The organism is Patescibacteria group bacterium (assembly GCA_038065315.1).
Classification (GTDB): domain Bacteria; phylum Patescibacteriota; class Minisyncoccia; order Phycocordibacterales; family JBBTRF01; genus JBBTRF01.
The window spans coordinates 74,392-100,591 of record JBBTRF010000002.1; the positions used below are offsets into that span (position 1 = coordinate 74,392).

At 52.0% G+C, this 26,200-nt stretch carries 21 protein-coding genes; 19 read left to right on the top strand and 2 right to left on the bottom strand.

From position 1 onward, the window contains the following. Position 1: 1 nt before the first annotated feature. From AAB391_04065 to AAB391_04105, 9 genes are all read left to right on the top strand, one after another. Complete coding sequence (locus AAB391_04065) at positions 2-10,693, top strand: immunoglobulin-like domain-containing protein (GenBank protein MEK7645460.1); 10,692 nt, start codon at positions 2-4, stop codon at positions 10,691-10,693. Positions 10,694-10,772: 79 nt separating this feature from the next. Further along, positions 10,773-11,894 (top strand): glyceraldehyde 3-phosphate dehydrogenase NAD-binding domain-containing protein, encoded by a 1,122-nt coding sequence (locus AAB391_04070; protein MEK7645461.1) that lies wholly within the window; start codon positions 10,773-10,775, stop codon positions 11,892-11,894. A 41-nt stretch (positions 11,895-11,935) separates the two neighbouring features. Continuing rightward, a complete protein-coding gene (locus AAB391_04075) occupies positions 11,936-12,355 on the top strand; it encodes a hypothetical protein (protein ID MEK7645462.1) in 420 nt (139 codons plus the stop codon). A gap of 75 nt (positions 12,356-12,430) precedes the next feature. Continuing rightward, on the top strand, positions 12,431-12,820 hold the full coding sequence (locus AAB391_04080; GenBank protein ID MEK7645463.1) for a type II toxin-antitoxin system PemK/MazF family toxin: 390 nt from the start codon (positions 12,431-12,433) through the stop codon (positions 12,818-12,820). A gap of 224 nt (positions 12,821-13,044) precedes the next feature. Further along, a complete protein-coding gene (locus AAB391_04085; protein ID MEK7645464.1) occupies positions 13,045-13,536 on the top strand; it encodes an RpiB/LacA/LacB family sugar-phosphate isomerase in 492 nt (163 codons plus the stop codon). 9 nt (positions 13,537-13,545) lie between these two features. After that, positions 13,546-14,256: a hypothetical protein gene (locus tag AAB391_04090; GenBank protein MEK7645465.1), complete on the top strand. Its 711-nt coding sequence runs from the start codon at positions 13,546-13,548 to the stop codon at positions 14,254-14,256. Positions 14,257-14,346: 90 nt separating this feature from the next. Further along, a complete protein-coding gene (locus AAB391_04095) occupies positions 14,347-14,844 on the top strand; it encodes a type II toxin-antitoxin system PemK/MazF family toxin (GenBank protein MEK7645466.1) in 498 nt (165 codons plus the stop codon). Positions 14,845-14,866: 22 nt separating this feature from the next. Beyond that, positions 14,867-15,733, top strand: coding sequence for a transketolase (locus tag AAB391_04100; protein MEK7645467.1), 867 nt, complete (start codon positions 14,867-14,869; stop codon positions 15,731-15,733). A 188-nt stretch (positions 15,734-15,921) separates the two neighbouring features. Next, positions 15,922-16,917 carry a transketolase C-terminal domain-containing protein gene (locus AAB391_04105; protein MEK7645468.1) on the top strand — a complete coding sequence of 332 codons (996 nt, stop codon included), beginning with the start codon at positions 15,922-15,924 and terminating at the stop codon, positions 16,915-16,917. Between the two features lie 2 nt (positions 16,918-16,919). Here the strand turns inward: AAB391_04105 and AAB391_04110 are convergent, their stop codons facing one another. Then, the gene (locus AAB391_04110) at positions 16,920-17,945 is read right to left on the bottom strand and encodes a carbohydrate kinase family protein (GenBank protein MEK7645469.1); all 1,026 of its coding nucleotides are present in this window, start codon (positions 17,943-17,945) and stop codon (positions 16,920-16,922) included. Between the two features lie 49 nt (positions 17,946-17,994). Between AAB391_04110 and AAB391_04115 the strand changes: the two genes are divergently transcribed. From AAB391_04115 to AAB391_04125, 3 genes are read left to right on the top strand one after another with little or no spacing between them, the layout of a single operon-like run. Then, positions 17,995-18,891 (top strand): class II fructose-bisphosphate aldolase, encoded by an 897-nt coding sequence (locus AAB391_04115; GenBank protein MEK7645470.1) that lies wholly within the window; start codon positions 17,995-17,997, stop codon positions 18,889-18,891. A gap of 7 nt (positions 18,892-18,898) precedes the next feature. Continuing rightward, positions 18,899-19,192 carry a hypothetical protein gene (locus tag AAB391_04120; GenBank protein ID MEK7645471.1) on the top strand — a complete coding sequence of 98 codons (294 nt, stop codon included), beginning with the start codon at positions 18,899-18,901 and terminating at the stop codon, positions 19,190-19,192. Between the two features lie 45 nt (positions 19,193-19,237). Further along, positions 19,238-20,260, top strand: a complete 1,023-nt coding sequence (locus AAB391_04125; protein ID MEK7645472.1) for a D-glycerate dehydrogenase — start codon at positions 19,238-19,240, stop codon at positions 20,258-20,260. A 16-nt stretch (positions 20,261-20,276) separates the two neighbouring features. Here AAB391_04125 and AAB391_04130 read toward each other — a convergent pair whose 3' ends face one another. After that, a complete protein-coding gene (locus AAB391_04130) occupies positions 20,277-20,417 on the bottom strand; it encodes a hypothetical protein (GenBank protein MEK7645473.1) in 141 nt (46 codons plus the stop codon). A 140-nt stretch (positions 20,418-20,557) separates the two neighbouring features. On the opposite strand from AAB391_04130, the gene AAB391_04135 reads away from it, so the two are divergent. From AAB391_04135 to AAB391_04165, 7 genes are all read left to right on the top strand, one after another. Continuing rightward, positions 20,558-21,256 carry a 50S ribosomal protein L25 gene (locus AAB391_04135; GenBank protein ID MEK7645474.1) on the top strand — a complete coding sequence of 233 codons (699 nt, stop codon included), beginning with the start codon at positions 20,558-20,560 and terminating at the stop codon, positions 21,254-21,256. 207 nt (positions 21,257-21,463) lie between these two features. Further along, on the top strand, positions 21,464-22,792 hold the full coding sequence (locus AAB391_04140; protein MEK7645475.1) for a lytic murein transglycosylase: 1,329 nt from the start codon (positions 21,464-21,466) through the stop codon (positions 22,790-22,792). Between the two features lie 87 nt (positions 22,793-22,879). Continuing rightward, entirely contained in the window at positions 22,880-23,170 is a 291-nt protein-coding gene (locus AAB391_04145) for a type B 50S ribosomal protein L31 (protein MEK7645476.1), read from the top strand. Between the two features lie 24 nt (positions 23,171-23,194). Continuing rightward, positions 23,195-24,184, top strand: a complete 990-nt coding sequence (locus AAB391_04150; GenBank protein ID MEK7645477.1) for a PCRF domain-containing protein — start codon at positions 23,195-23,197, stop codon at positions 24,182-24,184. 28 nt (positions 24,185-24,212) lie between these two features. After that, the gene (gene rpsB / locus AAB391_04155; GenBank protein MEK7645478.1) at positions 24,213-24,992 is read left to right on the top strand and encodes a 30S ribosomal protein S2; all 780 of its coding nucleotides are present in this window, start codon (positions 24,213-24,215) and stop codon (positions 24,990-24,992) included. 53 nt (positions 24,993-25,045) lie between these two features. Continuing rightward, a complete protein-coding gene (gene tsf, locus AAB391_04160; GenBank protein ID MEK7645479.1) occupies positions 25,046-25,633 on the top strand; it encodes an elongation factor Ts in 588 nt (195 codons plus the stop codon). A gap of 28 nt (positions 25,634-25,661) precedes the next feature. Beyond that, positions 25,662-26,147 (top strand): hypothetical protein, encoded by a 486-nt coding sequence (locus AAB391_04165; GenBank protein MEK7645480.1) that lies wholly within the window; start codon positions 25,662-25,664, stop codon positions 26,145-26,147. Positions 26,148-26,200 lie beyond the last annotated feature (53 nt).

Genomic DNA, 26,200 nt, shown 5'->3' on the forward strand with positions numbered 1-26,200 from the left:
AATGAAGCGTGTTTTTCACACAATTTCTGCTGTTGCAAAAAAAGCTTTCACGCTCTTTTTCCTACTCAATTTTGTCTTCTCGCCGACCTTCGAAAATATCCTCCTCAGCTCGAATCTCAGCGCTCCTTTGGCGGCCCGCATCGCTGAAGCCGCCTTCAACCAGCAGATCAACTACCAAGGCAAGCTCACCGACACATCCAACGTGTCTGTGTCAAACGGTTCGTACAATATCGAGTTCAAGTTGTACACGGCGCTCACTGGCGGCACGGCGATCTGGACCGAGACCTGGTGTAAGGGTACTTCGTGTTCCGGTACTGGTACGGACAGCCGTATCACCGTCACGAGCGGCCTGTTCAGCACCATGCTCGGCAGCACCACAGCACTCACCAGTGTCGACTTCAATCAGCCGCTCTACCTCAGCATCAACATCGGCGGTTCCGCGAGCACTCCGACCTGGGACGGTGAAATGTCGCCGCGAAAAATTCTCGGTGCCGTGCCAGCCGCTTTCCAGGCCAAGCAACTCAACGGCTTGAACGACACGCAATTCCTCCGCACCGACGCAAACAACTCCACCTCCACCGCGAGTGCGTTCATCACCCTCACGCAGTCGGGCGCCGGCAATATTTTGAATCTCGTCGGACAAAGCTCCGCGAGCGTCTTCACAGCGCTCTCGAGTGGCAACGTCGGCATCGGCACCACTTCTCCCGGCCAGAAATTGAGCGTGGCGGGTGACATTTTGGGGAACAATATTATCGGGAGTTATTTCACCGGCACCTCAACAACAGCCTCGACTCTCGCAGGCGCCTTCACCTCGTCTGGTATTGTCACTGGCTCTGCACTCGTCGCAAGCTCTGCTTCGGCAACCTCGACTTTTGCCGGTGGACTTGCGATCGAGACTTCGGGACTTGTCTATGACTACTCGACGAACAATGTGGGTATCGGGACGGCGAGTCCAGGGTATAAGCTTGATATAAGTGGAACCACCCATATTACCGGAGATGTTACTCTTGATTCTCGCCTTATGATGCCAGGGGCGGCCGCAACCTTACCAGCTAACTCAATCGGTCTTCAAGATGGAGCGGGTCTTTACAGTAAATACAATGGTGGCTCCTCTCCTCTTTTGATAGCTGGGTATTCCAGTAACATTCTCCAAATTGGAGAAAGTGGTTATCAAATAAATTCCCCAGGCTCTTCGTTCACACTTACTGGTAGTTTTGCTTCAGGAGCTGGAAATGATAATGATGCAGCGTATGGAATGGGAGCAGGAAATGACGGTATGTATTTACCTACCACTAACGAAATAGGATTCACAACCCAGAATACAGAAAAAGTGAGAATTACCGCCGCAGGCAACGTCGGCATCGGCACCACTTCTCCCGGCCAAAAGTTGAGCGTCGCCGGAGACATTTTGGGGAACAATATTATCGGGAGTTATTTTACGGCGACTTCCACGACCGCCACCTCAAACATCGCAGGCCTCCTCACCGTCACTGGCCTCACCACACTTGGCAACGCTTCCACAACCCAGATTGGCTCGACGGGAAATGCATATTTTGCAACGGGTGGTTCTGGGGCAGTGGGAATTGGGACGACGACTAATTTCAGTAGCTTCAAGTTGCTTGTCAAAGCTGGCAATGGCTCAGATACAACTGCCCGATTTATTGATGGAAGTAGCGACAAGGCATTAGAAATTGGGACATATAATGATGGCTCGACTACTTGGGGTATGGTACAGGCATACAATCGTGCACTAAGTCAGTCGGTACCAATTCAATTTGATGCAAGTAAGTACGCTTTCCAGACTGGCTCTGTCGGCATCGGCACCACCTCTCCATCGAGAAAGCTCTCGGTCGCGGGTACTTTTGAAGCAATGGATTATACCGCGGGTACCGGTTCATTTTTAAGATTTAATGATAATGGTGGTGGCGCATCCATCCTTTCTTATGGAGGGACAGCACAATCTCTTTATATCAGTGGTCCGACAAATAACGCTATCATTATTTATGAAGGGTCAACTCAGGAGATCCATCTCGGCCGTTACAATAACACAAACCGTTCGCTGGTTTCTGTCGACGGGAGTCTACGAGTAGGCAATTCATATAGTGGTGGTGGCCAGACTCCACCTACCAATGGGGCGCTCATCGAGGGTAGTGTCGGCATCGGCACCACTTCTCCCGGCCAGAAATTGAGCGTGGCGGGTGACATTTTGGGGAACAATATTATCGGGAGTTATTTCACCGGCACCTCAACAACAGCCTCGACTCTCGCAGGCGCCTTCACCTCGTCTGGTATTGTCACTGGCTCTGCACTCGTCGCAAGCTCTGCTTCGGCAACCTCGACTTTTGCCGGTGGGCTTGCGATCGAGACTTCGGGACTTGTCTATGACTACTCGACGAACAATGTGGGAATTGGGACAGCGAGTCCAACCTCAAAATTACATGTTTTTACAAACACTGGTGCTTCCGCAACAGATTGGGAGAGGAAAAATATAGACAGTAGCGTGTTTGTAAGTACTTTGGATAGAATTTACAGTGCATTAGATATCTCTGACTCCGGTACTAGAGCTGCGGCTATAGGGACAGGGTATAGTTCAGCGCTGTCGGGATACTTTCTTTCCTTTGGAGTAATGAATGGTTCTACCATGACGGAGCGTATGAAAATTTTAAGTAACGGAAACGTCGGCATCGGCACCACTTCTCCCGCTACGACTTTGTCGGTTGCCGGCTCGGCATACATCACCACTGGTCTCGGGGTAGGGAAACTAAACACCGTAGCGAACACCGCCGACCTCGCCCTCGGTACTAACACCATTCCAGGTGCGTATCGTATCAACGGCACAAACATTGCGATAGCTTCAACCACACTTGCAAACTATTATTTCGGCGCTGCTGGTTCTCCAGGTACAATCAATACCACACAAACGGGCACAAACAATATTGGTATTGGCTCAGGTTCATTTGGAAACGCTACTACACTCTCTGGTCTACAAAACATTGGTGTGGGTGTCAGTTCGTTGTACAGTCTTACGTCAGGTAGCTTCAACACAGCTATCGGTTCCCAAAGCCTCGTGAGTGTTACATCGGGAAGTTACAATACGGCTCTCGGGCTTACGGCAGGGTATGCATTGAATACAGGTACCAACAATACTGCTATCGGTGTTCAGTCTTTGTACCAAGCAACTTCGTCATCAAACAACACGGCGATTGGAGCGTATGCGATGGGTTCGGGTGCATCTTGGGGAGACCGAAATACAGCAATTGGTTCATACGCCCTACAAGCTAATACCTACGGAACAGATAACATTGCTATTGGCTCTGCAGGTTCAACTGCAGGTCCACTTGCCTCAAACACCACTGGAAGATACAACATCGCTATGGGTTATCAGGCGTTGAGAGTAGCTACGGCGGTGGATGGAAACATCTCAATTGGATACCGTTCTGGTGAGCAGACTACTGGTGGAGGAAACACGTTTCTAGGACACTTTGCAGGCTTTGGAAATAACAGTGGAACAAACAACACCTACATTGGCGGAGTCACTGCACAAGGCATCAACTCGTACGGTTCAAACAACATCCTCTTGGGCTACAACATTGATGTTCCTGAAGCGTACACGTCCTACTACATGAACCTCGGCGGTGTCATCTTTGCTACATCAACTAACTTCACCAACACGACAAACAACTTTGTCGGTATCGGCACCTCCTCTCCATCGGCTCGCTTTGCGGTAAAAGGTACGGGGACTGGTACGGGTCGATTGTTTGCTCTAGCAGACTCTGGTAATGCTGAGAAGGTTACGGTGCTTGATAATGGCAACGTCGGCATCGGCACAACCACACCAGGCCAGAAGCTTTCAGTCGCCGGAGACATTTTGGGGAACAATATTATCGGCTCATACTTTACGGCGACTTCCACCACAGCTTCCACTCTCGCAGGCGCACTCACCTCATCTGGTGTCGTCACTGGCTCGGCGCTTGTGGCAAGCTCTGCATCGGCAACCTCCACTTTCGCTGGCGGCCTTGCCATTGAAACTTCGGGATTGGTGTATGACTACTCGACAAACAATGTGGGCATCGGGACGGCGAGTCCTAGTGCGAAACTCGACGTCAAAGGTTCCGGTACCGGGCATGTGACCATCGGAGAATATACTGCAAGCAATGCGTATGGAGCAATTTCTTTGGCCGGGAATACGCTCGATACATCCGGATATAACTTTGCAAGTAGTCCGGGTGACACAAATCTTTTTGTAAATCGTCCAACAGGTAAAAGTATTTTTTTCCGAGAAAACAACAGCGACGGGGTCACTTTCTTGACCGGAGGGAATGTGGGCATCGGTTCAACTTCCCCCGCCACCACTTTGTCTGTCGCGGGGAGTGGGTATTTCACTGGCGGAGTTGGTGTAGGAAAGGTGAACACGACGGCGAATACGATTGATGTCGCCAATACAGGAGCATATAAGTTCAACGGCTCAAACATGATCGTCGCTTCAACCACCCTTGCTAACTACTATTTTGCCGGCGCTGGACCTTCTACGCTAAACACGACAGCAACCGGTATAAACAACATCGGTATTGGCCCGAGTGCACTTGTCAATGTCGGAATTGGTACACAAAATGTTGCTATCGGTGCCGCATCCCAGGTAGTAAACACTGCCGGTAACTACAACACGTCCCTCGGCGTCAGCGCTCTCTATTTCAACGGTTATGGAGATGGGAACGTTGCGATCGGTAACCAGGCTTTGTATCAAGCTTCGTCATCAAACAATGTCGGTGTTGGTTACTATGTAATGGCGGGCGCTGTTACTACTGGTTCTGGAAACGTCGGTGTCGGATCAGGGACACTTACCCAGAACACCTCTGGTTCACGAAACGTAGCTGTCGGTGGTGATGGTACTTCAGCCGCGGCTCTTGGTGCGAACACGACTGGCGCCAACAACGTCGGTATCGGATATTCTGCCGGCATCACGAACACTACGGGTTCTGCTAACACTCTCATCGGTGTATCTTCCAATGTGGGTTCTTCTGGGCTGACCAATGCTACTGCTCTTGGGGCCAATGCTACTGTTGGTTGTTCAAGCTGTCTGGTCTTAGGAAATGTTGTGAGTGTTGGAATCGGTACAACTTCACCGTACGCTAAGTTGTCTGTGGCAGGCAGCGCCACCGACGTGATCACTTTTGCTTTGAAGCCGACCGCTTCGCAAACCGCCAACATTCTCGATATTTACAGTAACGACGCAACACCGGTTCTCAAATCGGTTATCACGGCTGGTGGAAATTGGGGTATTGGAACCACTTCTCCCGGGCAGAAACTTTCTGTTGCCGGCGACATCTTGGGCAACAATATTATCGGCTCGTACTTCACGGCGACTTCAACTACCGCTTCAACTCTCGCAGGTGCACTCACTTCATCTGGTATTGTTACCGGCTCTGCACTCGTGGCAAGCTCGGCTTCTGCAACCTCGACACTTGCTGGCGGCCTCGCGATCGAAACTTCTGGTTTGGTTTATGACTATTCGACAAACAATGTGGGTATTGGCACGACAGATGTTGATTCACGACTAACGGTTAAGGCCACTGGTGATGGTGATGCTGCTATCCAGATAAAGCGTTACGACTCCGACGTTGCGTATCAAGTGGGTCTCGGTCAAAGATTCGTGAGCGGTAATGGAGGCATGATGGATATTTTTGCATCAAGCGGAGTACTTGCTGAAAATCTGAGTTCTGCTGATTTGGTTGCAACTTTCGGACCAACTAGTGCTGGTATCGGTACGTCCACTCCGTGGGGTAGACTCTCTGTCACCAACTCTGGCACTAACCCCAGCTTTGTAGTGGAAGACACGACTTCCCCCGACAGCACACCTTTCCTGATTGATGCGAGTGGAAATGTGGGTATTGGGACGGCATCACCTGGAGAGAAACTAGATGTTGTGGGCAATATAAGAGCTTTTCAGGCTAGTGGATACGTTCAAGTAGGTAACGCGGCAGGAAATTATATTCTACAACAGTCGGATAATCCTTTTAGTGTATTTTCCAATGCGGGTGGAGCCATCCTTTATCCTAGTGGAGGAAGCCAAGGAGCTTTTGTCATAGCGCCTGCAGGCACTAGCGATACGAGTAAGTGGACTGTCTTTGCAACTGGTGGCAACGTCGGCATCGGCACCACTTCTCCCGGCCAGAAGCTTTCGGTTGCCGGAGACATTTTGGGTAATGCGATTATCGGGAGTTATTTTACGGCGACTTCCACCACCGCTTCCACATTCACTGGACCAATCACTACGAGCGGTGTCACTGGCGGCTACCGCATCGACGGCAATCTTATTTTGCAGGCGTCTACAACGAACAACTCGATTGGGGTCGGATATCTCGCTGGTAGAAATCTCTTGTCGACAGCACTTCGAAACACCGCACTCGGCGAAGGCGCGCTCCGGTATGCGACATCGAGCAATGACCACACCGCTATCGGTTTCGAAGCGCTCAAGGGTGCCTCAACAAATGGTTCAACAGGCAATGGCAACACAGCAATCGGAGCGTATTCTCTTAGTTTAAATACGACCGGCGCCCAAAATACGGCTACGGGCTACAACACTTTGTATGCAAATACGACGGGTGGAAATAATGCCGCGTATGGGTACAGTGTTCTTGGTTCCAATACAACCGCATCCGAAAACAGTGCATTCGGCTCCCAAGCCCTTGCTTTGAATACCACGGGAAGCGCCAACAACGCCTTCGGCGCGCTTGCCCTTGATGCCAATACTACAGGTCTCAATAACAGCGCGTTTGGGCGTTCGGCACTCGGCGCCAACACTACCGGCTCCTACAACGCCGCTTTTGGTGAGGCCGCACTTGCGGTAAATACCACCGGACTCTCGAATGTCGCCCTCGGTGCCTATGCTTCTCATTCAAATCTTTCCGCAACCAGCACAGTGGCTATTGGCTACTCGGCGGCAGGAGGAAACGGATCAAACTTTAGTGGCGCGCAAGGTTATACTATTGTCGGGTATCAAGCGGGACAAGTTATCCAAGCGAATTCCGACTACAACACCCTCTTCGGCTACCAATCTGGCTACGGTGTCACTACTGGTGCTCGGAATGTGCTGATCGGCCCATCTACTATTTCTGCTTCGCAAAACCAAGTTACCACCGGTTCCAACAACATTGCCATCGGCAACGACGTGGCCGTACCAACAGCTACCGCTTCCAACCAGCTTACGATTGGCAACTTGATCTACGGTACAGGATTGGATGGGACAGGAGCCACGTTGTCGAGCGGGAAGATCGGCATCGGCACCACTTCTCCCGCCGCCACTTTGTCGGTCGCTGGCTCCGCATACATCACTACAGGTCTTGGTGTCGGAATGGTAAACACCACAGCAGGGTCTCTGAAAGTCCTTGGTTCGGCGAGTTCCCCCGCCAACGATGCTACTACGGGAACCATGCTATCGCTCACGACAAATCTTTCGAATACGACATTCGGGGTACGACAAGGTTCTTCGGGTACAGGAATATCAGGCATTACTTATCCTGTGCAGTTGTTTGCAGGAGAAACAGCTACTGCGGGAGCCTTTGAGATATACGGTATCGGAAATTATCCAATGGTCTTTGGAACGAACGCGACTGAAAGAATGCGTATCTCTAATACTACTGGCTCCGTCGGCATCGGCACCACTTCTCCCGCCACCACACTCTCTGTCGCAGGCAACGGCTACTTTACCGGCGGAATCGGGGTGGGGAAGGTGAACACGACGGCGAACACGGTGGACATCATTCCAAGCGGGGCATACAGAATAAACGGTGTTGATGCATTGGTCGCTTCGACGACCTTCAGTTCGTACGGTGTTGGCTCCGGAGCGATTAGTACATACAAAACCACAATGACAGGTTCATATAATAACGCCTTCGGCGAGAGTTCCTTGTCGGCCGTGACTAGCGGTGGCAACAACAACGCATTCGGTCATCGTGCTCTGCAATTGAATACAACAGGAGCTGGTAACGTCGCTTTTGGAACGTATGCACTCCTCAACAATAGCACTGCCGCAAACAACAACGCTTTTGGGTACGGAGCCTTGCAGGCTAATACCACTGGTTCCCAAAACGTGGCGATTGGTGCAAGCGCCTTGAATATTGCCACCACTAGTCAGGATAACATTGCTATCGGATATGCGGCGATGGGTCAAGCTCAATCAGGGTCATCCAACAATGCTATCGGTAGTCTTGCGTTATATAGCAATATCAGTGGTGGTGGTAATAACGCTTTGGGTTCCTATGCATTAAATGCAAATACTATCGGTAACGATAACACCGCTGTAGGTTCTTTTGCCATGTATCTCAATAGTACTGGCAATCAAAATGTTGCCCTCGGTAGCAGTGCTATGTATCAGGTGCGTTCAGCTACCACATCGGTCGCCATCGGCTATCAATCTGGCTATGGAGCGAGTGGGGCGGCGTACACTTCTAACACTATGGTGGGGTACAAGACGGGGGTGGCATTGAGCACCGGTTCGAACAACCTGTTGCTTGGGTATCAGGCAGGTAATGAGTTGGTTACCGGTTCCAACAATATTATTATCGGCTATGACATTGACGCTACCTCTACTGATTCTGTCGGCGGGCTCAATATCGGTAACTTGATTTACGGTACAGGGAACGGAACGGGCTCGACTGTTGGGACGGGGAATATTGGTATCGGCACCACTTCTCCCGGCCAGAAGCTTTCGGTCGCTGGAGATATTTTGGGCAACAATTTCATTGGCAGCTACTTTACTGGTACCTCGGCGGCGACATCTTCTTTGGTTGGAGGTCTATCGGCAAATATTTTGAACATTTCTTCCACCACTGCCTCCTCAACATTTGCGAATGGACTCAATCTCACTGGTGGCTGCTTCGCGATCAATGGATCTTGTGTCGGCGGGTCTGGGGGCGTATCGCTTTCCGCTGCAAATACGTGGACCGCTCTTCAAACCTTCAGCGCCAACGCTTCCACCACCCAGATTGGTTCGACGGGTAGTGCGTACTTTGCGACAAGTGGGGGGAATGTTGGTATCGCCACGACCTCTCCAGGTTGGAAATTCAGCGTGGCAAGCTCGAGCTCGTACATTGTCGGCGCCCCAACCGGTGGTGGTGTTTCTGAGATAAACGTAGGCACCGGCAATTACACCGCGAATGGTGAGAATCATGCGGTCCGTATCTATGCGTACAAGGTGATAAACAGCCGCCGAGTATACTCGCAGACGTATGCGACTGCTTCTGTCACTGTTAATAGTGACCTGCATACCTACGACCTCCGATGGACGTGGAGCGCTCCAGCCAGCGGTGCCGACGGCTATCGTATTCTCAAGAGCGACACGGTGAACGGCTACACCTACAACTATTATACCGACGATGCCGCAAGTCCTTTCGATGAGACTGCTGGCGCCGGCAGCTGGGCTCTCGGCAACACTGTTCTGCCGTCGGCTTTGTTTGATGATCTCGCCATGATCGGCAAGGGTAATCTGCTGGTGGAAGGCGCAGTGGCGATCGGCACGACTACCCCGTGGGCAAAGCTTTCCGTCAACGGCTCGGTGGCGTTGCAAAATTTGAGCTTGAGCACCGGCACTCCGGTTGCTGTCTGTATCGACCCAACTACCTTTGAGATCACGGTGAACACTGGCGCACAGACCTGTTCCGTCTCCTCAAAGCGATTCAAGCACAACATTGAGACTCTCGAGAGCGGCCTCGCTCTGGTGAACAAGTTGCGACCGGTTTCGTTCGATCTCAACAGCAACAACCAGCCACGCATCGGCTTTATCGCGGAAGAAGTGGCGAAGGTCGAATCCCGACTCGTCTTCACGGAGGCAAACGGCAAGTCTCCTCGAGGTGTTCGTTATGAAGACATGACCGCCCTACTCGCCAAGGCCATCCAAGAACAGCAGGTGCAGATCGACCTGCTTCTGAAATTGGCCTCGACTACTGCTTCGTCGACGACTAGCGTTTCTACCGGCTCGGTTTCTGCCGTGGTCGACCAGGTGTTGGTCGCACTTCGTTCGGCGAGCGAATGGGTGGTGACCAAGATCACCGCGACCCTCGGCTCATTTGACCGTGTCGAGACTAATACCGCTTCGGTGAAGAATGGTATTGAGTTCAAGGATACCGCCACTGGCGACACCTATTGTGTCACGATCACTAATGGTGAATGGGACAAGCAAAAGGGCACTTGCGGCGCTCCTACCGGAAACGCATCGGCTGATACGGTCGCACCAGTGATCTCTATTAACGGCAACAACCCAGCCCAGGTCCAGAAGAATGCTTCATATCTCGACTTGGGTGCGATGGTCACGGACAACTTGGATAATAATCTTGGTATTACTGTGGCTGGCGATCAGATCGACACTACTTTGCCGGGGACCTATACCGTCACCTACTCAGCAGTCGATCGAGCGGGGAATCGCACTGAAGCTATCCGTACGGTCGAAGTGATCGATCCTGCTGCGGAACCGGCTCCTGCTCCGACTTCTACTCCAGCAGCAGCTGAACCGGCGGTTGAGCCGGTGGCTGAACCGGTCCCTGAGCCAACGCCCGCAGCAGTACCAGAACCTGCTCCTGCGCCGACATCAGAGCCAGTGTTGGAGCCAGCTCCGGCACCAGCCCCTGAACAAGCTCCCGCTCCCGTAGATGAGCCTGTTGTCGTGGAAGCTTCAGCTCCCACCACTGATCCGCAATGAACAGCCGTACTCCACCAAGGCTCTCAATAGAGTGGAGCCAGTAGGGTATACTATAGACATATAATACACACGCATCGACATGAATACACCAACAAAAATACGAGTCGCAATCAACGGTTTCGGCCGTATCGGCAGAGCCTTTTTGAAGGTGGCTTTTTCACCGGAACGCCTTGCTGACATCGAGATTGTGGCGATCAACGACCTTGGTGATATCAAGAACTTTGCCTACTTGCTCAAGTACGACACGGCGTATCGCGGCAGCGGATTGGATGTTCAGGTCGGTGTGGTGAGCGCGACTGGTTTGCATTCGCCGCTGGCGGGCCAGCCAGCACTATTTGTGAATGGTCGCGAGATCGCTTTTGTGAGCGAAAAAGATCCTGCGAAATTGCCTTGGGGCAAGCTCGGTGTGGATGTGGTGGTGGAGTGCACGGGACTTTTTACCAGCTTCGAGAAGGCGAAGGTGCATCTAGATGCGGGAGCGAAACGTGTGGTGATTTCGGCGCCGGCGAAGGATGAGGCTCCGGCAGCCGCGAGTGTTGCAAACGCTAGTGCCGGTGCCGCGAAAGTTGTTGGCGAGACGGTATTGATGGCGATGAACGAAGAGAAGCTCGCAGCCTGCCAGATCTCTTCGAACGCATCGTGTACTACGAATGCCGGCTCCCCTCTGTTGGCGATTTTGGACGAGGCGCTCGGTATTGAAAAAGCTCTGCTCAATACGGTGCATGGCTACACCGCCAGCCAGGCTTTGGTGGACGGGCCGAGCAAGAAAGATTTTCGGGAGGGGCGCGCCGCCGCGCAGAATATCGTGCCGTCTTCGACCGGCGCTGCTATCGCGGTGACCAAGATCATGACCCATTTGAAGGGGTTGTTTGATGGTGTCTCGATGCGTGTGCCGGTAGTGACCGGCTCTATCGTGGATGTGACATTTGTCTCCAGCCGATCGACCACCGCAGAAGAGGTGAACGGGTTTTTGAAAAAAGCCGCTGTCGACCCGCGCTGGAAGGGTATTTTTACTGTCACCGAAGAGCCGCTCGTGTCCAGCGATGTCATCGGCAACCCGCATGCCTCCATCGCTGATCTCGCTTTCACTCGCGTTGTGGGCGGCAATCTCGTGAAGGTTATGGCGTGGTATGACAACGAGATGGGGTACACCTATACCCTTGTTGATCATGTGGTGAAAGCGGGGAGGTTGGTGAAGTAGCAGGTCGTCAGAAGCATTTTATTTGTAATGATTCATTAGTTATGACAAAAGCGCTAAATAACTTTTTCCTATGGGTGTACGTGTTGTTATTCGTGGCTTCAGCCGGGTTTGCTGTAAATGTTATCTTTGTGAAGGGAACTTTTTTTGATGACTTTGTCGAATTGTTTTGTGGATTCTTTTTTATGTTAGCATTGTTTGCTTCGGCTTATCTGCATTACGGATTGCGCTCGGTGTCTGACAACACCAAACACAGAGTCTATCTTTTCATGACCTCCGTGTGCTTCATCTGGCTCCTTGGCCTAGTATTTCTTGGGTATTTAGGCGGTAGTGATCAGGGGCTATTTATTATGATGCAGCTTTTCTTTCTAATCCCTCTCTGGTTTCTTTCCGTCACTGTAGGCTCCTCTTTGTTGGCTAGGTCAAAAAAGGACGCCGCGCTTGCATCTCCCAGTCTTCATTGAAACTTTAATATTTCTTAGGCATTTCTTGAGCACTTCTTTGCGATTTCTCTATCGCATATTTTCTATAATAGGCGAATGCCTCAAAAAGATTTCGATAGGTGGAATGAGAAGAAAAAATACATCCACGGAAAAGAATACATCCCGTTTTTTCATGAGCGTGAGGTGTGGTGGTGCTCGCTTGGTTTGAATGTCGGATACGAACAGGATGGCGGCGAGGGTTTCGAGCGTCCAATGTTGGTCGTAAAGAAATTTAATAAGGACGTGTTTTGGGCACTGCCATTCACGACATCTCATAAGCAAAATCAGTATCACTTTCCAATATTTGGTGAAGAAGGATCCGTCATTATCCTTTCTCAGCTCCGATTGATGAGTTCTAAGCGATTGGAGCGGTATGTTTATAAAATGTCAGAAGAACATTTTAGGGAAGTAATTCTTCGTGTCCAACGATTCTTTCCAAGCCTGTAGGCTGATAAAATCGAAATCCCGCCACGTGGCGGGATTTCTCGGGGGCCCGACGGCCATTTGTAGAGTAATGATATCACCTGTGCGTTTGTTGTCAATCGTCATACTTTCTCCCTCCCACGAGGGTAAGGCCGAAGCCAACTATGCATAAAGTATACACCACCAAAAAGTAGACACAAGGGGTGTGGCGCCGCGCGGTGTGCTAAAATAAGACCAATATCAAATCAATGAAAAAAGACTTCAAACCCACGATCCTCTTCGCTGCCGATCATGCCGGTTTTGAGCTAAAGGGGCAATTGCTCGAGTTCGTGAAGGGGCTGGGCTACGAGACCGAAGATATGGGCGCACACGCTTTTGATGCAAACGACGATTATCCGCCGATCATGGCTCCGGTCGGTTTTGCTATCGCGGCCGACCCTGTGAAGCGTCGAGCTATCGTCATTGGTGGTTCCGGACAGGGCGAGGCGATGGTCACGAACCGTTTTCCTGGTGTGCGTGCCACTGTCTACTATGGCAAAGACTTGGAGATTATCCGTTTATCGCGCAAGCACAACGATGCGAATATCCTCTCGCTCGGCGCCCGGTTTTTGAGCGTCGTCGAAGCAAAAGAAGCCGTGAAGCTTTGGCTCGATACGCCGTTTGTTGGTGAAGGCCCAGAAGCGGAGAAGGAAAGCGAACGTCACGTCCGTCGTATAGAGCAGATTGACCAAATAGAGTAGAATAGGGTCATGGAGATCATTCCCGCCATCCTGCCAGCGCATTTCGCGGAGCTCGAGCAAAAGGTTGCTCAGGTCCGAGCGGCCTCTATTGCCGAACTCACGACCATCCAGATTGATATTTGCGATGGCAAATACACCCCGAATGCCACCTGGCCATATCGTAAGGCCGACCAGTCTTTCGAGGCGATTTTGCGTGAAGAGCGAGGCCTGCCCGGCTGGGAGGATTTTGATTTTGAGATCGATCTCATGGCGCATGAGCCGGAAAAGTTGCTCGGCGACTGGCTGACGGCTGGCGCAAGTCGCGTCATTATTCATTTGGATGCGTTGGCGGCCGATACTGCTGCGGCGATGGCTGAATTGGGGCGGATCATTGGCACCTGTCGTGGTTTGGTGGAGATTGGTATCGCTGTCGGTGTTGAAACTGTTGCGGAGCGAGTCGCGGCTGTCGCGGCGCAATACAGAGAAGATATCAGTGTTGTGCAGTGCATGGGCATTGCTCACGCGGGTTTTCAGTGTCAGCCGTTTGATGAGCGGGTGCTGGCGAGGATCGCTGAGGTGAAAGCGCTGTTCCCTGGTGTGCCAGTGAGCGTGGATGGTGGGGTGAATCTAGAAACCGTCGGCCGATTGGCGGAAGTAGGCGTCACGCGAGCAGTGGCAGGCTCTGCGGTGTTCGAGATGGGGAGCGTGCGAGAGAATATTGAGGCGTTGGGAGGATTTTAGTCACTGTTCATAAAAATTTTATCAAAAATTAGCTTTTTCTTTATCGGAATTTAGCGATTTCTCTATCGCCTGTTTGATAGGATAGTTGGCATGCCACCGACCCAGCCGGAAAAACCATTTGATGAGTGGAACCAACATAAAAAGTCCATTCAAGGTTCGAATGCTTTTTTCCCGCCATTTTATTATGTCCGGGAAGTCTGGCGTTGCTCAGTCGGTGTCAATGTTGGCGTGGAGGCCGATGGCAAGCACGAATATTTTGAAAGACCGATCCTGGTGATCACTAAGTTTAACAAAGATATGTTCTGGGGCGTTCCGCTCACCTCCCATGAGAAGTCTGGAAGATTTTTTCATCGAGTTGCACATGATACGGGCATCTCTTGGGCAATCTTATCTCAGTTAAGAATATTCAGCTCCAGGAGGCTTATTAGAAAGATGGGTACGGTCTCGGATGGCGACTTTTCGAATATCTGTGACAAACTGACTGATTTTATCCTAAAATCGAAACCCCTCCAGCAAAGGAGGGGAATCTCGGAGGCCGAAGCCCATAATGAGTCTATTATAGCAGGTGGCGGTTCGCCGTCAAGTTGAAAATGAGGTAAAATAGACTCATATGGCGCTCACCGACGCAAAGATGAAAGAGCTGGAGCTCAAGGCGAATGATATTCGTCAGTCTATTATAGAGATGCTCCTGGCAGCGGGATCGGGACACACCGCCGGACCACTCGACATGGCCGACATTTTCACCTATCTGTATTTTCACGCGCTCAAACATGACCCGAAAAAGCCGAGCTGGCCGGAGCGCGACCGTGTCGTGCTTTCCAACGGCCATATTTGTCCGGTGTTGTATGCCACCATGGCGCATTCAGGATATTTTCCAGTGAGCGAGCTGAAGACGTTGCGCAAGTTTGGCTCGCGTCTGCAAGGTCATCCACATCGTGAATTCATGCCCGCGCTTGAGACCAGCTCCGGCCCGCTCGGCTCTGGTCTCTCACAGGTTGTCGGTATGGCGCTGGCTGACCGTATCGACCATGGCCGTACTTCGAGCAAACAGTTTTATTGCCTCACTGGCGATGGTGAGCTCGATTGCGGACAGATCTGGGAGGCGGCGATGCTGGCGGGCAAGGAGAAGATTCAGAATCTCACGGTGTTTGTCGATCGCAACAATATTCAAATAGATGGCTTCACCGAAGACATCATGCCGCTCAATCCGCTCGGCGATAAATGGCGTTCCTTCGGCTGGCATGTCCAGGAGATCGACGGACATAGCTTTACCGCTATCGACCAAGCGGTCGGACAGGCACAAGCTGTGTTCGACAAGCCGTCGGTGATCATTGCGAACACCATCGCCTCGAAGGGCGTGCCCGAATTCGAGCGAATGTTCGAATGGCACGGCAAGCCGCCGAATAAAGATGAGGCAGCGCTGGCGCTCCGCGAGCTGAGGACGTGGCGGGGGAAGATTAAGAGCGAGCATGAGTAAAAGTTTAATTATATGACTGAAGGAAAAACATTTAAAGAGCTAGTCTTCAATTGGGTACTTCTCGCTTTTGTAATTTATGTGTGCTTTTTTGTTGAAAGTATCAATATAAAGTTTTTTGTTGTATTTCTTTTTTTGATTGGATTAGATCTTAAGATAACCAAACACAAAAAGTCTTAAAATCTAAGAAAATGCTCAACCCTTCGCAAAAACTCAATCCAAAGCTCTGGGATAAAGATGTCGAGCAGCTGCCGATCCGGAAAGGATTTGGTGAGGGTCTTTTGACTGCAGCCGAGATGGATGCGAATGTAGTAGGGCTATGTGCAGACCTGACTGAGTCGACTCAAATGCATTTATTTAAGAAAAAGTTTCCTGAGCGATTTGTGGAAATGGGCGTGGCAGAGCAAAATCTCGCCTCGGTCGCGAGTGGTATGGCGGCGATGGGAAAGATTCCGTTCATCACTTCGTATGCGATGTTTTCTCCGGGACGAAATTGGGAGCAGATTCGCACAACGATTGCGTACAACAACCAGCCGGTGAAAATTGCGGGTTCGCATGCGGGTATTTCTGTGGGTCCGGATGGCGGCACGCATCAGGCGATCGAGGATATGGCGCTTATGCGGATCATTCCAAAAATGGTGGTGATTTCGCCGTGCGATGCGATCGAAGCGCGCAAGGCGACTATTGCCCTCGCGAAGACAAAATATCCGACGTACATTCGCCTTGCGCGCGAGAAAACGCCGATAATGACGACAGAAGATTCGCCTTTCGAGATCGGAAAAGCGCAGGTGTTTTGGCAGCCCGCAGTCGGGAAGTCGGAAGTGGGGATTATTGCTACTGGCGCACTCGTATATAAAGCGCTGAAGGTTGCACGCGAACTCGAAAAAGAAAAAATCGGCGTCACTGTGCTAAATCTCGCCACCATCAAGCCTCTCGATGAAAAAGCGATCACTCGTCTCGCGCGCGAATGTGGTCGTGTCGTGACGGTGGAAGAACATCAGATCGCCGGCGGCATGGGCAGCGCGGTGGCAGAGCTCCTCGCGCGCGAGCATCCGGTACCAATGGAATTCATCGGCGTTCACGACGTATTCGGCCAATCCGGCACCCCTGACGAACTCATCGAACACTATGGCATGGGCGAGTCGCACATCGCGGCTGCTGTTCGAAAGGTATTGAAGAGAAAATAAGATTAGAGGACTTTCAAATGAAAATCGCTCGGTGCTTTCTTCAGCCACCCCTTGATCGCTTTTTGATCCAGCAACCCTTCTTGCGCACCGACATATTGCACCACCGACATTGAGTTGATCACCGCCCACTGCACACATTCCTCGAAGGTTTTGCCAAGCGCGAGCGCGGAGACAAATGTCGAGGCATATGAATCGCCGGCACCGGTACGCTCTAATGGTGGCTTTGGATCGGGATAGATCGGCATGAAATAAGCGATTGGAGCGCGTCGATTACGGCCATCGGAAACGTATCCGCCTTTCGGGCCGTCGCTCACATGGACGATGCGCGGGCCGAGGGCATGGAGTGCATTCATGACCGTCTTGATTTCCTTTCGCCCTTCGCCCGAAGATAGGCCGGTAATCCGCTCCGCTTCTTCAACGTTGCAAATAAAAACTTCGGAGCGCTTGTACAGTGCGGCGAGCTTTTTGACGCCAAGCTGCATTTGGAATGTCCCCGGCTGGAAGGCGAGCTTTACTTCCGGATGCTGTGCGAGGTAGCCGATAATCTCCTCGTGATATTCTTCAGAATTCGCACCAAGCGAGCTGAGGTAGATCCATTTTGGCGGCTGTGCGATATGAGGTAGATGGTATGGATACTCCTGGTGCTTCACCAAAATCGTGCGTTCATCGCCGTACCAGAGCACGTAGTGATAGTTGGTCGGGATACCGCGGTGCGCGCTGATGTGTGAGGTCGCAACACCTTCTTTTTTGAGCTGGGCGAGACAGTCGGCGCCGTTCTCGTCTTTGCCAATATCGCTCACGAGTGCGGAGCGAAGGCCAAGGCGTGCAGCTGCCACCGAGGCGTTGGCAGAATTACCCACGGCTTTCACAATAGTCACCGATTCGAACGGCACTTTGTCCGCAAATTTGAGGCAAATTTCGCACTTTGTCTTGTCGATTGCGCAGGTGACGTGCGCATCTTTGAGGCGGATGAAAGCATCGGTCGTGATATCGCCGATCGCGAGAAAATCGATCTGTTTGTCGAGCATAGGGAAATTATAGCACGATGCTTGGGGTGGTCGTGATATAATTGGGGGTATGAAATCTCTTCGAAAGTACATCGCCGAAGCCAAGGCAAATAAGCGCGCGGTCGGCCACTTCAATATCTCAAACATGGAAGGCGTCTGGGCGATCGCGAAGGCGCGGGAAGTGGTGTCAAAGGAGCTCGGCTGGCAGGTGCCGGTGATCATTGGCGTGTCGGAAGGCGAGCGCGACTTTTTTGGTGTGAAGCAGATCGCGGCAGTCGTGAAGAGTCTTCGTGCCGCTGGTGCGCCGATCTTTTTGAATGCCGACCACACCTATTCCTTTGAGCGCGTGAAGGAGGCGATCGATGCTGGGTACGACGCGGTTATTTTCGATGGCACCGAGCTGCCGTTCGAGGAAAATGTTCGAGTGACAAAGCAATGTGCGGCATACGCGAAGCAGAAGAAGGCATTTTTGAGCGAGAAGGTGATCGTCGAAGCGGAGCTCGGCTACATCGGCAAGTCCTCGAAAGTACTTGAAGCTGTGCCGGATGGGGCCTCTATTTCCGAAGAGAGTCTGGTGAAACCGGAACTGGCCAAAGAATTTGTGAAAGCGACCGGCATTGACATGCTCGCACCGGCGGTCGGCAACATTCACGGGATGTTTGCGAAGGGAAAGGACCCGGCGCTCAATATCGGCCGCGTCGCGGCAGTCTCCGCTTCGACCGGGGGCCTACCCCTCGTCTTGCATGGCGCTTCCGGCAATACCGACGAGGACATTCGTGCAGCTATCCGAGTAGGTGTCGCGGTAGTGCATGTGAGTACCGAGCTTCGCGTGGCGTATCGTACTGCTCTCGATGCTTCGCTTGCTGCCAATCCAAAGGAGGTCGCTGGGTACAAGTATCTTGCCGCGCCTCGTGAGGCTGTACAGAAGGTAGTGGAGGAGAAGTTGCGAGTGTTTAATGTAAAATAAACTTTCAATGAACGAACGAACCCCACTTTTCTACATGGCAAATTTAGCCTCTGAGGTACATCGGTATTTTGGATTTCTTGAAAAAAAAGAGCTTGTTTCTGCAGGGTCTTCTCGGCAGAGGATATTTGATATCGTCAAAAAATTATCCGGATTTGAATCAATGGAGCCGCGCCGCGCTGAGATCGATGCACTGCTCTCCGTAATAGAAAACCCAAGTATGCTCGGTAAACAACTCAGCGTCACTCAAAAGCAACTTGATTCCTACTTCACGCCATTTACTCAGCGGCTATTGTCTGTGTAGTTGCGCCGCAGTGATTTTATATAGAGTGGTGGTATACTTTCAATCATGAAAAACGTATTCGTCACCCGCAGGATTCCGCAGAACGGTCTCGATATGCTCGAGCAGAAGGGCTATGCCGTGACTGTGAGCAAGAAGGACCGGCCGCTCACCAAGAAGGAGCTGATCAAGGCACTCAAAAAAGGCTCTCGACACGATGCAAGCTCCGGCGCGCCATACGATGCGGTGCTGTCTCTCCTTACTGATCCCATCGACAAAGAGGTGTTTGATGCGGCACCAACTGTGAAGATTTTTGCCAATTACGCGATTGGTTTCAATAATATCGATGTGAAAGAGGCAAAAACGCGGGGCGTTTTTGCTTCCAATACTCCCGGCGGCGGGGCGGACCGCGTGGCTGAGCATGCCTGGGCATTTATTCTCGCACTCACGTGCCGAATAGTGGAGGGCGACCAATATATTCGAAAAGGGAAGTACAACGGTTGGAATCCGATGATTTTCCATGGCACGAAGCTCGCTGGGAAGATGCTGGGTATTATCGGCACGGGCCGAATCGGTGCAGACGTGGCACATCGCGCGGTGAATGGTTTCGCGATGAAGCTCTCGTACTATGACGTCGTCCGCAACCCAGAGCTGGAGCAGAAATACGGTGCCGTCTTTTGTGCGACTCCGGAAGAGGTGTTGAAAGTCGCCGATGTTGTGTCGCTCCACGTGCCACTTATGCCCGCCACTCATCATCTCATCAACGCCGACCGCCTAAAGTTGATGAAGCCTACCGCCTATTTGATCAATACTGCCCGCGGGCCAGTAGTGGACGAAGTCGCACTTGTCGAGGCTTTGGAGCTCGGTGCCGATCCAAAAACTGCTGGCAAGCAGGGAATCCGCGGTGCCGGTCTCGATGTGTTCGAATTTGAGCCGAAGCTCACTAAAGGCCTCGCCAAGCTCCCAAATGTCGTTCTCACCCCTCATATTGCCTCTGCTACCGAAGAAGCCCGCCTTGATATGGCCCGCATGGCCGCACAGAACATCATCGATGTCCTCGAAGGCGGAAAGCCGACCAACCTCGTATCTTAAGAATAGAGAGTCTTACCTATGCCTTTGATTGCTCGGTAGCTGCTTTCTCGTGCTCCTCTGCGGCCGCATATTGCGCCTCCGTTGCGCCCTTTCGTGCCTCATCCGCGTGCGCTTCTGCCGCTGCTGCTACCGCGTCCTTTGCTTGTGTATGTGACATGGGTGTTGTGTTATGGATAACGCAACAAGGAAACGCTATCGCTACCTTGTTGCTACTAGATGAGACGTCCGGGGAGGGTCGGTATTACAGCTTGGCGGACTTTCTTGCCTTTTTTCGGGAAATAGATATACTAATCCTCTATGATTACCTTACACATCGAGCCTCGAGAAAAGGCACAAAAGCTGGATACATTGCGCCAGACCGGCAAAATGCCCGCTGTTTTCTATGGCCGAAAGGAGAAAGCGACTTCTGTTGCGGTTTCTCAAGCAGAATTCACCAAGGTCTACAAGAAGGCCGGTGACTCTTCTATTATAGAGCTCAAGGATGCCAAGGGCGCAGAGCACCAAGCACTCATCAAAGAGGTAGATGTTCATCCTCTCACTGGAGATTTTCGACATGCTGATTTTTATGTAATTGAAAAGGACAAGAAGCTCCAGATCGAAGTGCCAATGCATTTCGTCGGTATCGCTCCAGCAGTGAAGGACTTCGGTGGTATTCTCGTGAAGGTGCAGCATGCATTGAAGATCGAGGCGTTGCCAAAGGATCTCCCTCAGGCAGTCGAGGTCAACATCGGTTCTCTCGCTACTTTGGATAGCCAGATCCTCGCAAAGGATGTCGTGCTTCCTGCAAATGTCGTTCTCGTGCAGCGAGCGGAGGATGTCGTCGCGTCTATTGCCAAGGCGGTGGAAGAGAAGGAGGAGGTGGTAGCTGCCCCAGATCTCGCCGCGATCGAGATCTCCGACAAGAAGGGCAAGAAGCCTGAGGAGGGCGCTGATGGTGCTGCGGCTGCTCCAGCTGGTGGTGCAAAGGATGCGAAGGCTGCGCCGGCGAAGAAATAGTAACACTCCATTCACGATTTTTTGGTCCAACAAAACCGCCAGTGGCGGTTTTGTTTTGTAGGCAGGTTTCCTGGGCCGAAAAACAGTAGGTGCGGATTTTTCATACGAAAGTATGAGAAAAGTATGAAAAATCCGCACCTACTCGAAAAGACTGCACCACCCACCTCCGTTCACCGTCCAGTAAGCTAATCTGGTATAATTCACTCTATGCGTTTACGGAGGTACAACCTTTTTTTCATCTGCACTTTGAGCCTCACTTTAGGCCTGTTTCTCGACGCACTCACGACTTCTTTGTGGCTGCCACAACAGCTTGAAGCCGCCAGCCTCACTCCTGAGCAGCGCGTTCAGCTCCAGTCGCAGCTGGATGGTTTGGAGAAGGAGATCGACGCCCAGCAGTCTATTCTAGATGCCAAGCGTACTGAGCGCGTGTCTCTTGAACGCGATGTTTCGATCCTCACCGCGCAGATCACTCAGGCGAAGCTCAGTATTCGTGCACGCGACCTCACGATTCAGGGCTTGGCTGCCGATATCAAAGCTAAGGAAAACACCATCGATGTGTTGTCCGACAAGATCGATCAGGAAAAAACCTATGTCGCGGAGTTGTTGAATCGCGAAGCGGAGATCTATTCGGCATCGCCGATCGAAATCTACCTCACGCGCCGCTCGCTCTCTTCGCTGTTTGAAGATGCCGATCAGTACGGTGCGATTCGTGAAGCCCTCCGCACTTCGTATACCAAAATCGGCGAGGATAGGAAGGCGACACAGGTCGCACGTGATGCCTTGCAGGATAAAAAAGACGAGCAGGCGCAGCTGTTGAGTATCCAGAAACTCCAACAGAAGCGGCTTGTGGAACAGGAGGCAGAAAAGAAAAAGATTTTAGCGGTGACAAAGGGCGTTGAATCGGCGTACCAGAACGTGTTGAAGGAAAAGACACAGAGCGCGAATGCTATTCGAGCCCAACTCTTCCAGCTCCAGGGTTCAGCGGCGATCCCGTTCGGCAAGGCCCTTGAATATGCCAAAGCTGTGGAGAAGAAGACCGGCGTTCGCGCGGCGTTTATTTTGGGGATCATCACGACTGAATCCAATCTTGGACAGAATGTCGGCAAAGGCAATTGGCGCGTCGATATGAAGGCACCTCGTGACACGGTGCCATTTCTTGAAATCTGCAAAGAGCTCGGTCTCGACCCAGACAAGATGCCGGTCTCGGCAAAGCAATGGTATGGTTACGGCGGGGCCATGGGTCCGGCGCAATTCATCCCTTCGACCTGGGTGCTGTTCAAGGACCGCATCTCTGCCGCCACTGGCAACAAGCCGCCGAATCCTTGGGATCCGGAAGATGCCTTCATGGCCTCAGGACTTTTGTTGAAAGACAATGGTGCGGCGAAAGGTACCCGCGCGGCTGAACGTCTTGCCGCCACCCGATACCTCGCTGGCTGGGTCAATGCCACCAAGCCTGCCTACGCCTTTTATGGCAACGAAGTGCTGGCTTATGCCGACAAATATCAGGCGCAGATCAATATTTTGGGCGCCAATTAGCCGATATCGGCCTCATTCTGGCCTCGATATTGCCACTTTTTGACCTTTCTGGTATACTCGCCAGACATACAAAAGACACATCACCCCATGAAAAAAGACATTCACCCAAAAAACTACCGCCCAGTCCTCTTCATTGACAACTCCAATGGTGCGCAGTTTCTCATTTCTTCTACTGTGCAGACCAAGGAGACTGCCAAGGGTGCAGACGGCAAGGAATACCCTGCATTCCACGTGGAAATCTCTAGCACCTCTCACCCTTTCTATACTGGCAACGAAAAGCTCCTCGACGCAGCTGGCCGAGTAGAGAAGTTTAAGACTCGATCAGTCAAGACTGTTGCTGTAAAGCCAAAGACCGCTTCCGCTAAAAAGGCCAAATAGATTTGGCCCCAGGCGAAGCCGGGAATGGATCTCCAAAAGCACAAGCAAAATCATAAGACGTCATATCTCGCAGAAAGCTGGGAGCGTTTGGACGTGGAAGAAAAAGAGTTGCGCGGCATGATTGAAAAGGACGCAGGGTTTGCTGAATTGGGCGCGAAAGAGCTCGAAACTATTGCCGAACAAAAGAAGGCGCTCGAGGCTCAGTTGAAGCAGATTGAAGATGCCGACAAAGAGGAGGAAGAGTTTCCAAATGAGATCGTCATGGAAGTCCGCGCTGGTGCCGGCGGGGAAGAGGCCGCTCTTTTTGCTCAGAAGCTTGCCGAAATGTATCAACGTTTCTGCGAAGCTCGCGGCTGGTCTTTCCATCCGCTCGATGAATCGGAGTCGTCGCTCGGTGGTTTCAAAGAAGCCGCCTTCGAAGTGCGTGGCAAGGACGTGTACAAGCTCCTCCGCTTTGAGACCGGTGTGCATCGTATTCAACGTGTGCCGCCCACCGAAAAGATGGGTCGTGTGCACACCTCGACCGCTTCTGTGGCGATTCTCCCAATGCGCAAGAAAGTGAATGTCGATATTAGTCCGGCCGATATTCATATGGAATTCTCTCGTGCCGGCGGCAAGGGTGGTCAGAATGTGAACAAAGTGGAGACCGCCGTGCGCCTTTTGCACAAGCCGAGCGGTATCGACGTGCGTTGTACCAGTGAGCGCAGCCAGGCGAAGAATCGCGAGAAGGCGATGAGTATTCTCATGGCGAAAATCGCCCGACTTCGCGAGGAAGAGGCGGCGGCCAAATACTCCGGCAATCGCTCGTCCCAGATCGGCACCGCCGGCCGTTCCGAGAAGATCCGCACCTACAACATTCTCCAGGATCGTGTCACCGACCACCGTATCAAGCAGTCTTGGCACAACATCGAAGGCATTTTCCGCGGTGAAATCGACGACATTATTCAGGCAGTCTGTGAGGCGGGTGGGGGTAGTGTGCCGGCTGAAGGCGAAGTTGAGCCTGATTTGCAATAATTCCCCTCATCTGCTAGACTATTTCTCTATGTCAGAAACCACCAAAACCCCAAATTCAGGCCTCATTGAAAGCCTTTTTAAAGCAGGCTCTCACTTTGCATTGTCTCGAGCACGACGTCACCCAAGCGCGAAAAACTTCATCTTCGGTGCGAAGAACCGCGTAGAGATCTTCGACCTCGAAAAGACCTCAGAGTCTCTCGAAAAGGCGAAGGCGTTCGTGAAGAACCTCGGTTCAGAAGGCAAGCAGATCCTCTTTGTCGGTGGCAAGAGCGAGGCTCGAGTGGCGGTACAGAAGGGCGCTGAATCTATCGGCATGCCTTTTGTTGCAGGACGATGGATTGGTGGTACTTTCACCAACTACTCAGAAATCAAGCGACGAATCGAAAAGATGGAGTCTCAGATTGCCAAGCGTGAGAACGGCGAGCTTCTCAAGTACACCAAGAAAGAGCGTCTCATGATCGACCGTGAAATCGACAACCTCCAGAAGTTTTTCGGTGGCCTCGTATTGATGAAAGAAATGCCAAAGGCGATTTTCGTGATCGACGCAAAGCGCGAGGAGATTGCCGTACATGAGGCCAACAAGACCGGCATCCCAGTGATCGCTGTTTGTAACTCTGACTGTGACCTCAACAAAGTCCAGCACTCTATCCCTGGCAACGACGGCGCACAGGCAAGTATCGCTTTCTTTGTGAATCAGATTGTGGCGGCGTATCAGGACGGCAAGAAGAATCCAAAGGTGGCGCCAGCGGCTGCAGCAGCCACGACCGCGACAACACAGCCTACTATGGCGAATGCAGCGAAGGCGTAATTAGCCCCCGGTTTGCTTGGCAGTTTTATTGGCGACATAGTATACTATTGCTCATGACTACGATTTCAATGGATCAAGTAAAGGTGCTCCGTGACCAGACCGGCGTCTCTATTATGCAGTGTCGAAAGGCGCTCGAGGAGGCGGCTGGCGATATGGAGAAGGCGATCATTATCCTCCGCAAGAAGGGCGGTGATGCGGCATCAAAGAAAGCCGACCGAACCCTCGGAGCCGCTGCTGTCCAGTCGTATATTCATGGCGCTGGCACCGTCGGTGCGATGGTGCTATTGTCGAGCGAGACCGATTTCGTGTCAGGCAATGAAGAGTTCAAGAAGCTCGCCTATGAGATCGCGATGCAGGTGGCTGCTACCAATCCAGAATTCGTGAAGAGCGCCGATATCACCCCGGAGGCGAAGAAAGTCGCTGAGGAGGTATTTGCCAAGGAGGTGGAGGGCAAGCCCGAGAACATGAAGGCCAAGATCCTCGAGGGAAAAGTGAATGCGTATTTCCAGGACAAAGTGCTCATGGAACAGCCATATATCAAGAATCCCGATCTAAAGATCGCCAATCTCATCGAAGCGGCGATCCAAAAGTTTGGCGAGAAGATCGAGATCAGCAAGTTTGTGCGCTTCTCAGCTAAGTAGCGCCTCCGACGGCTGAGCCGTCCGTTTTATGACGACCCCTTTCACAATCTTTCTCCTCTCGCTCATCGCACTCGCGTTTTTGATTGTGCATAAAGTGTTGGAGTTGCACAAAGGTGCGCCGCTGGTGTCGGCGGAGATGCGCGACCGTGGCGACGAGATTATTATCGACAATGTAGTCGAGAAGGTGAAGCTCTTTTTGGCCAAGGGGTGGTTGGCCGCGCGACGAGGCATTTTGTCGACTCGTGCGGCTACGCAGCGCGTCACTGTAGATGCTCTGCATAAGGCTCAACGCACTATCGTGAAGCTCATCGAGCGGATGAAGCACGCTGGCGGTGGCCGCGGTGAGGCAGGGGCGGGTGCTCGAAAAAAGCCGGCCGGATCCGTGTCGTTCTTTTTGAAGCATGTGAGCGACGAAGCGAAGCGTGTGACGACCGAGAGCGCTGCTGCCACTGCCGCGGAGACGGCAGGTTTGGCGGACGAGAAAAACGCCGCGTCGGCAGAGTTGAAAAAATAACGCCACCTTAGCTCAGTTGGTAGAGCACCCGTTTTGTAAACGGGATCGCGTCA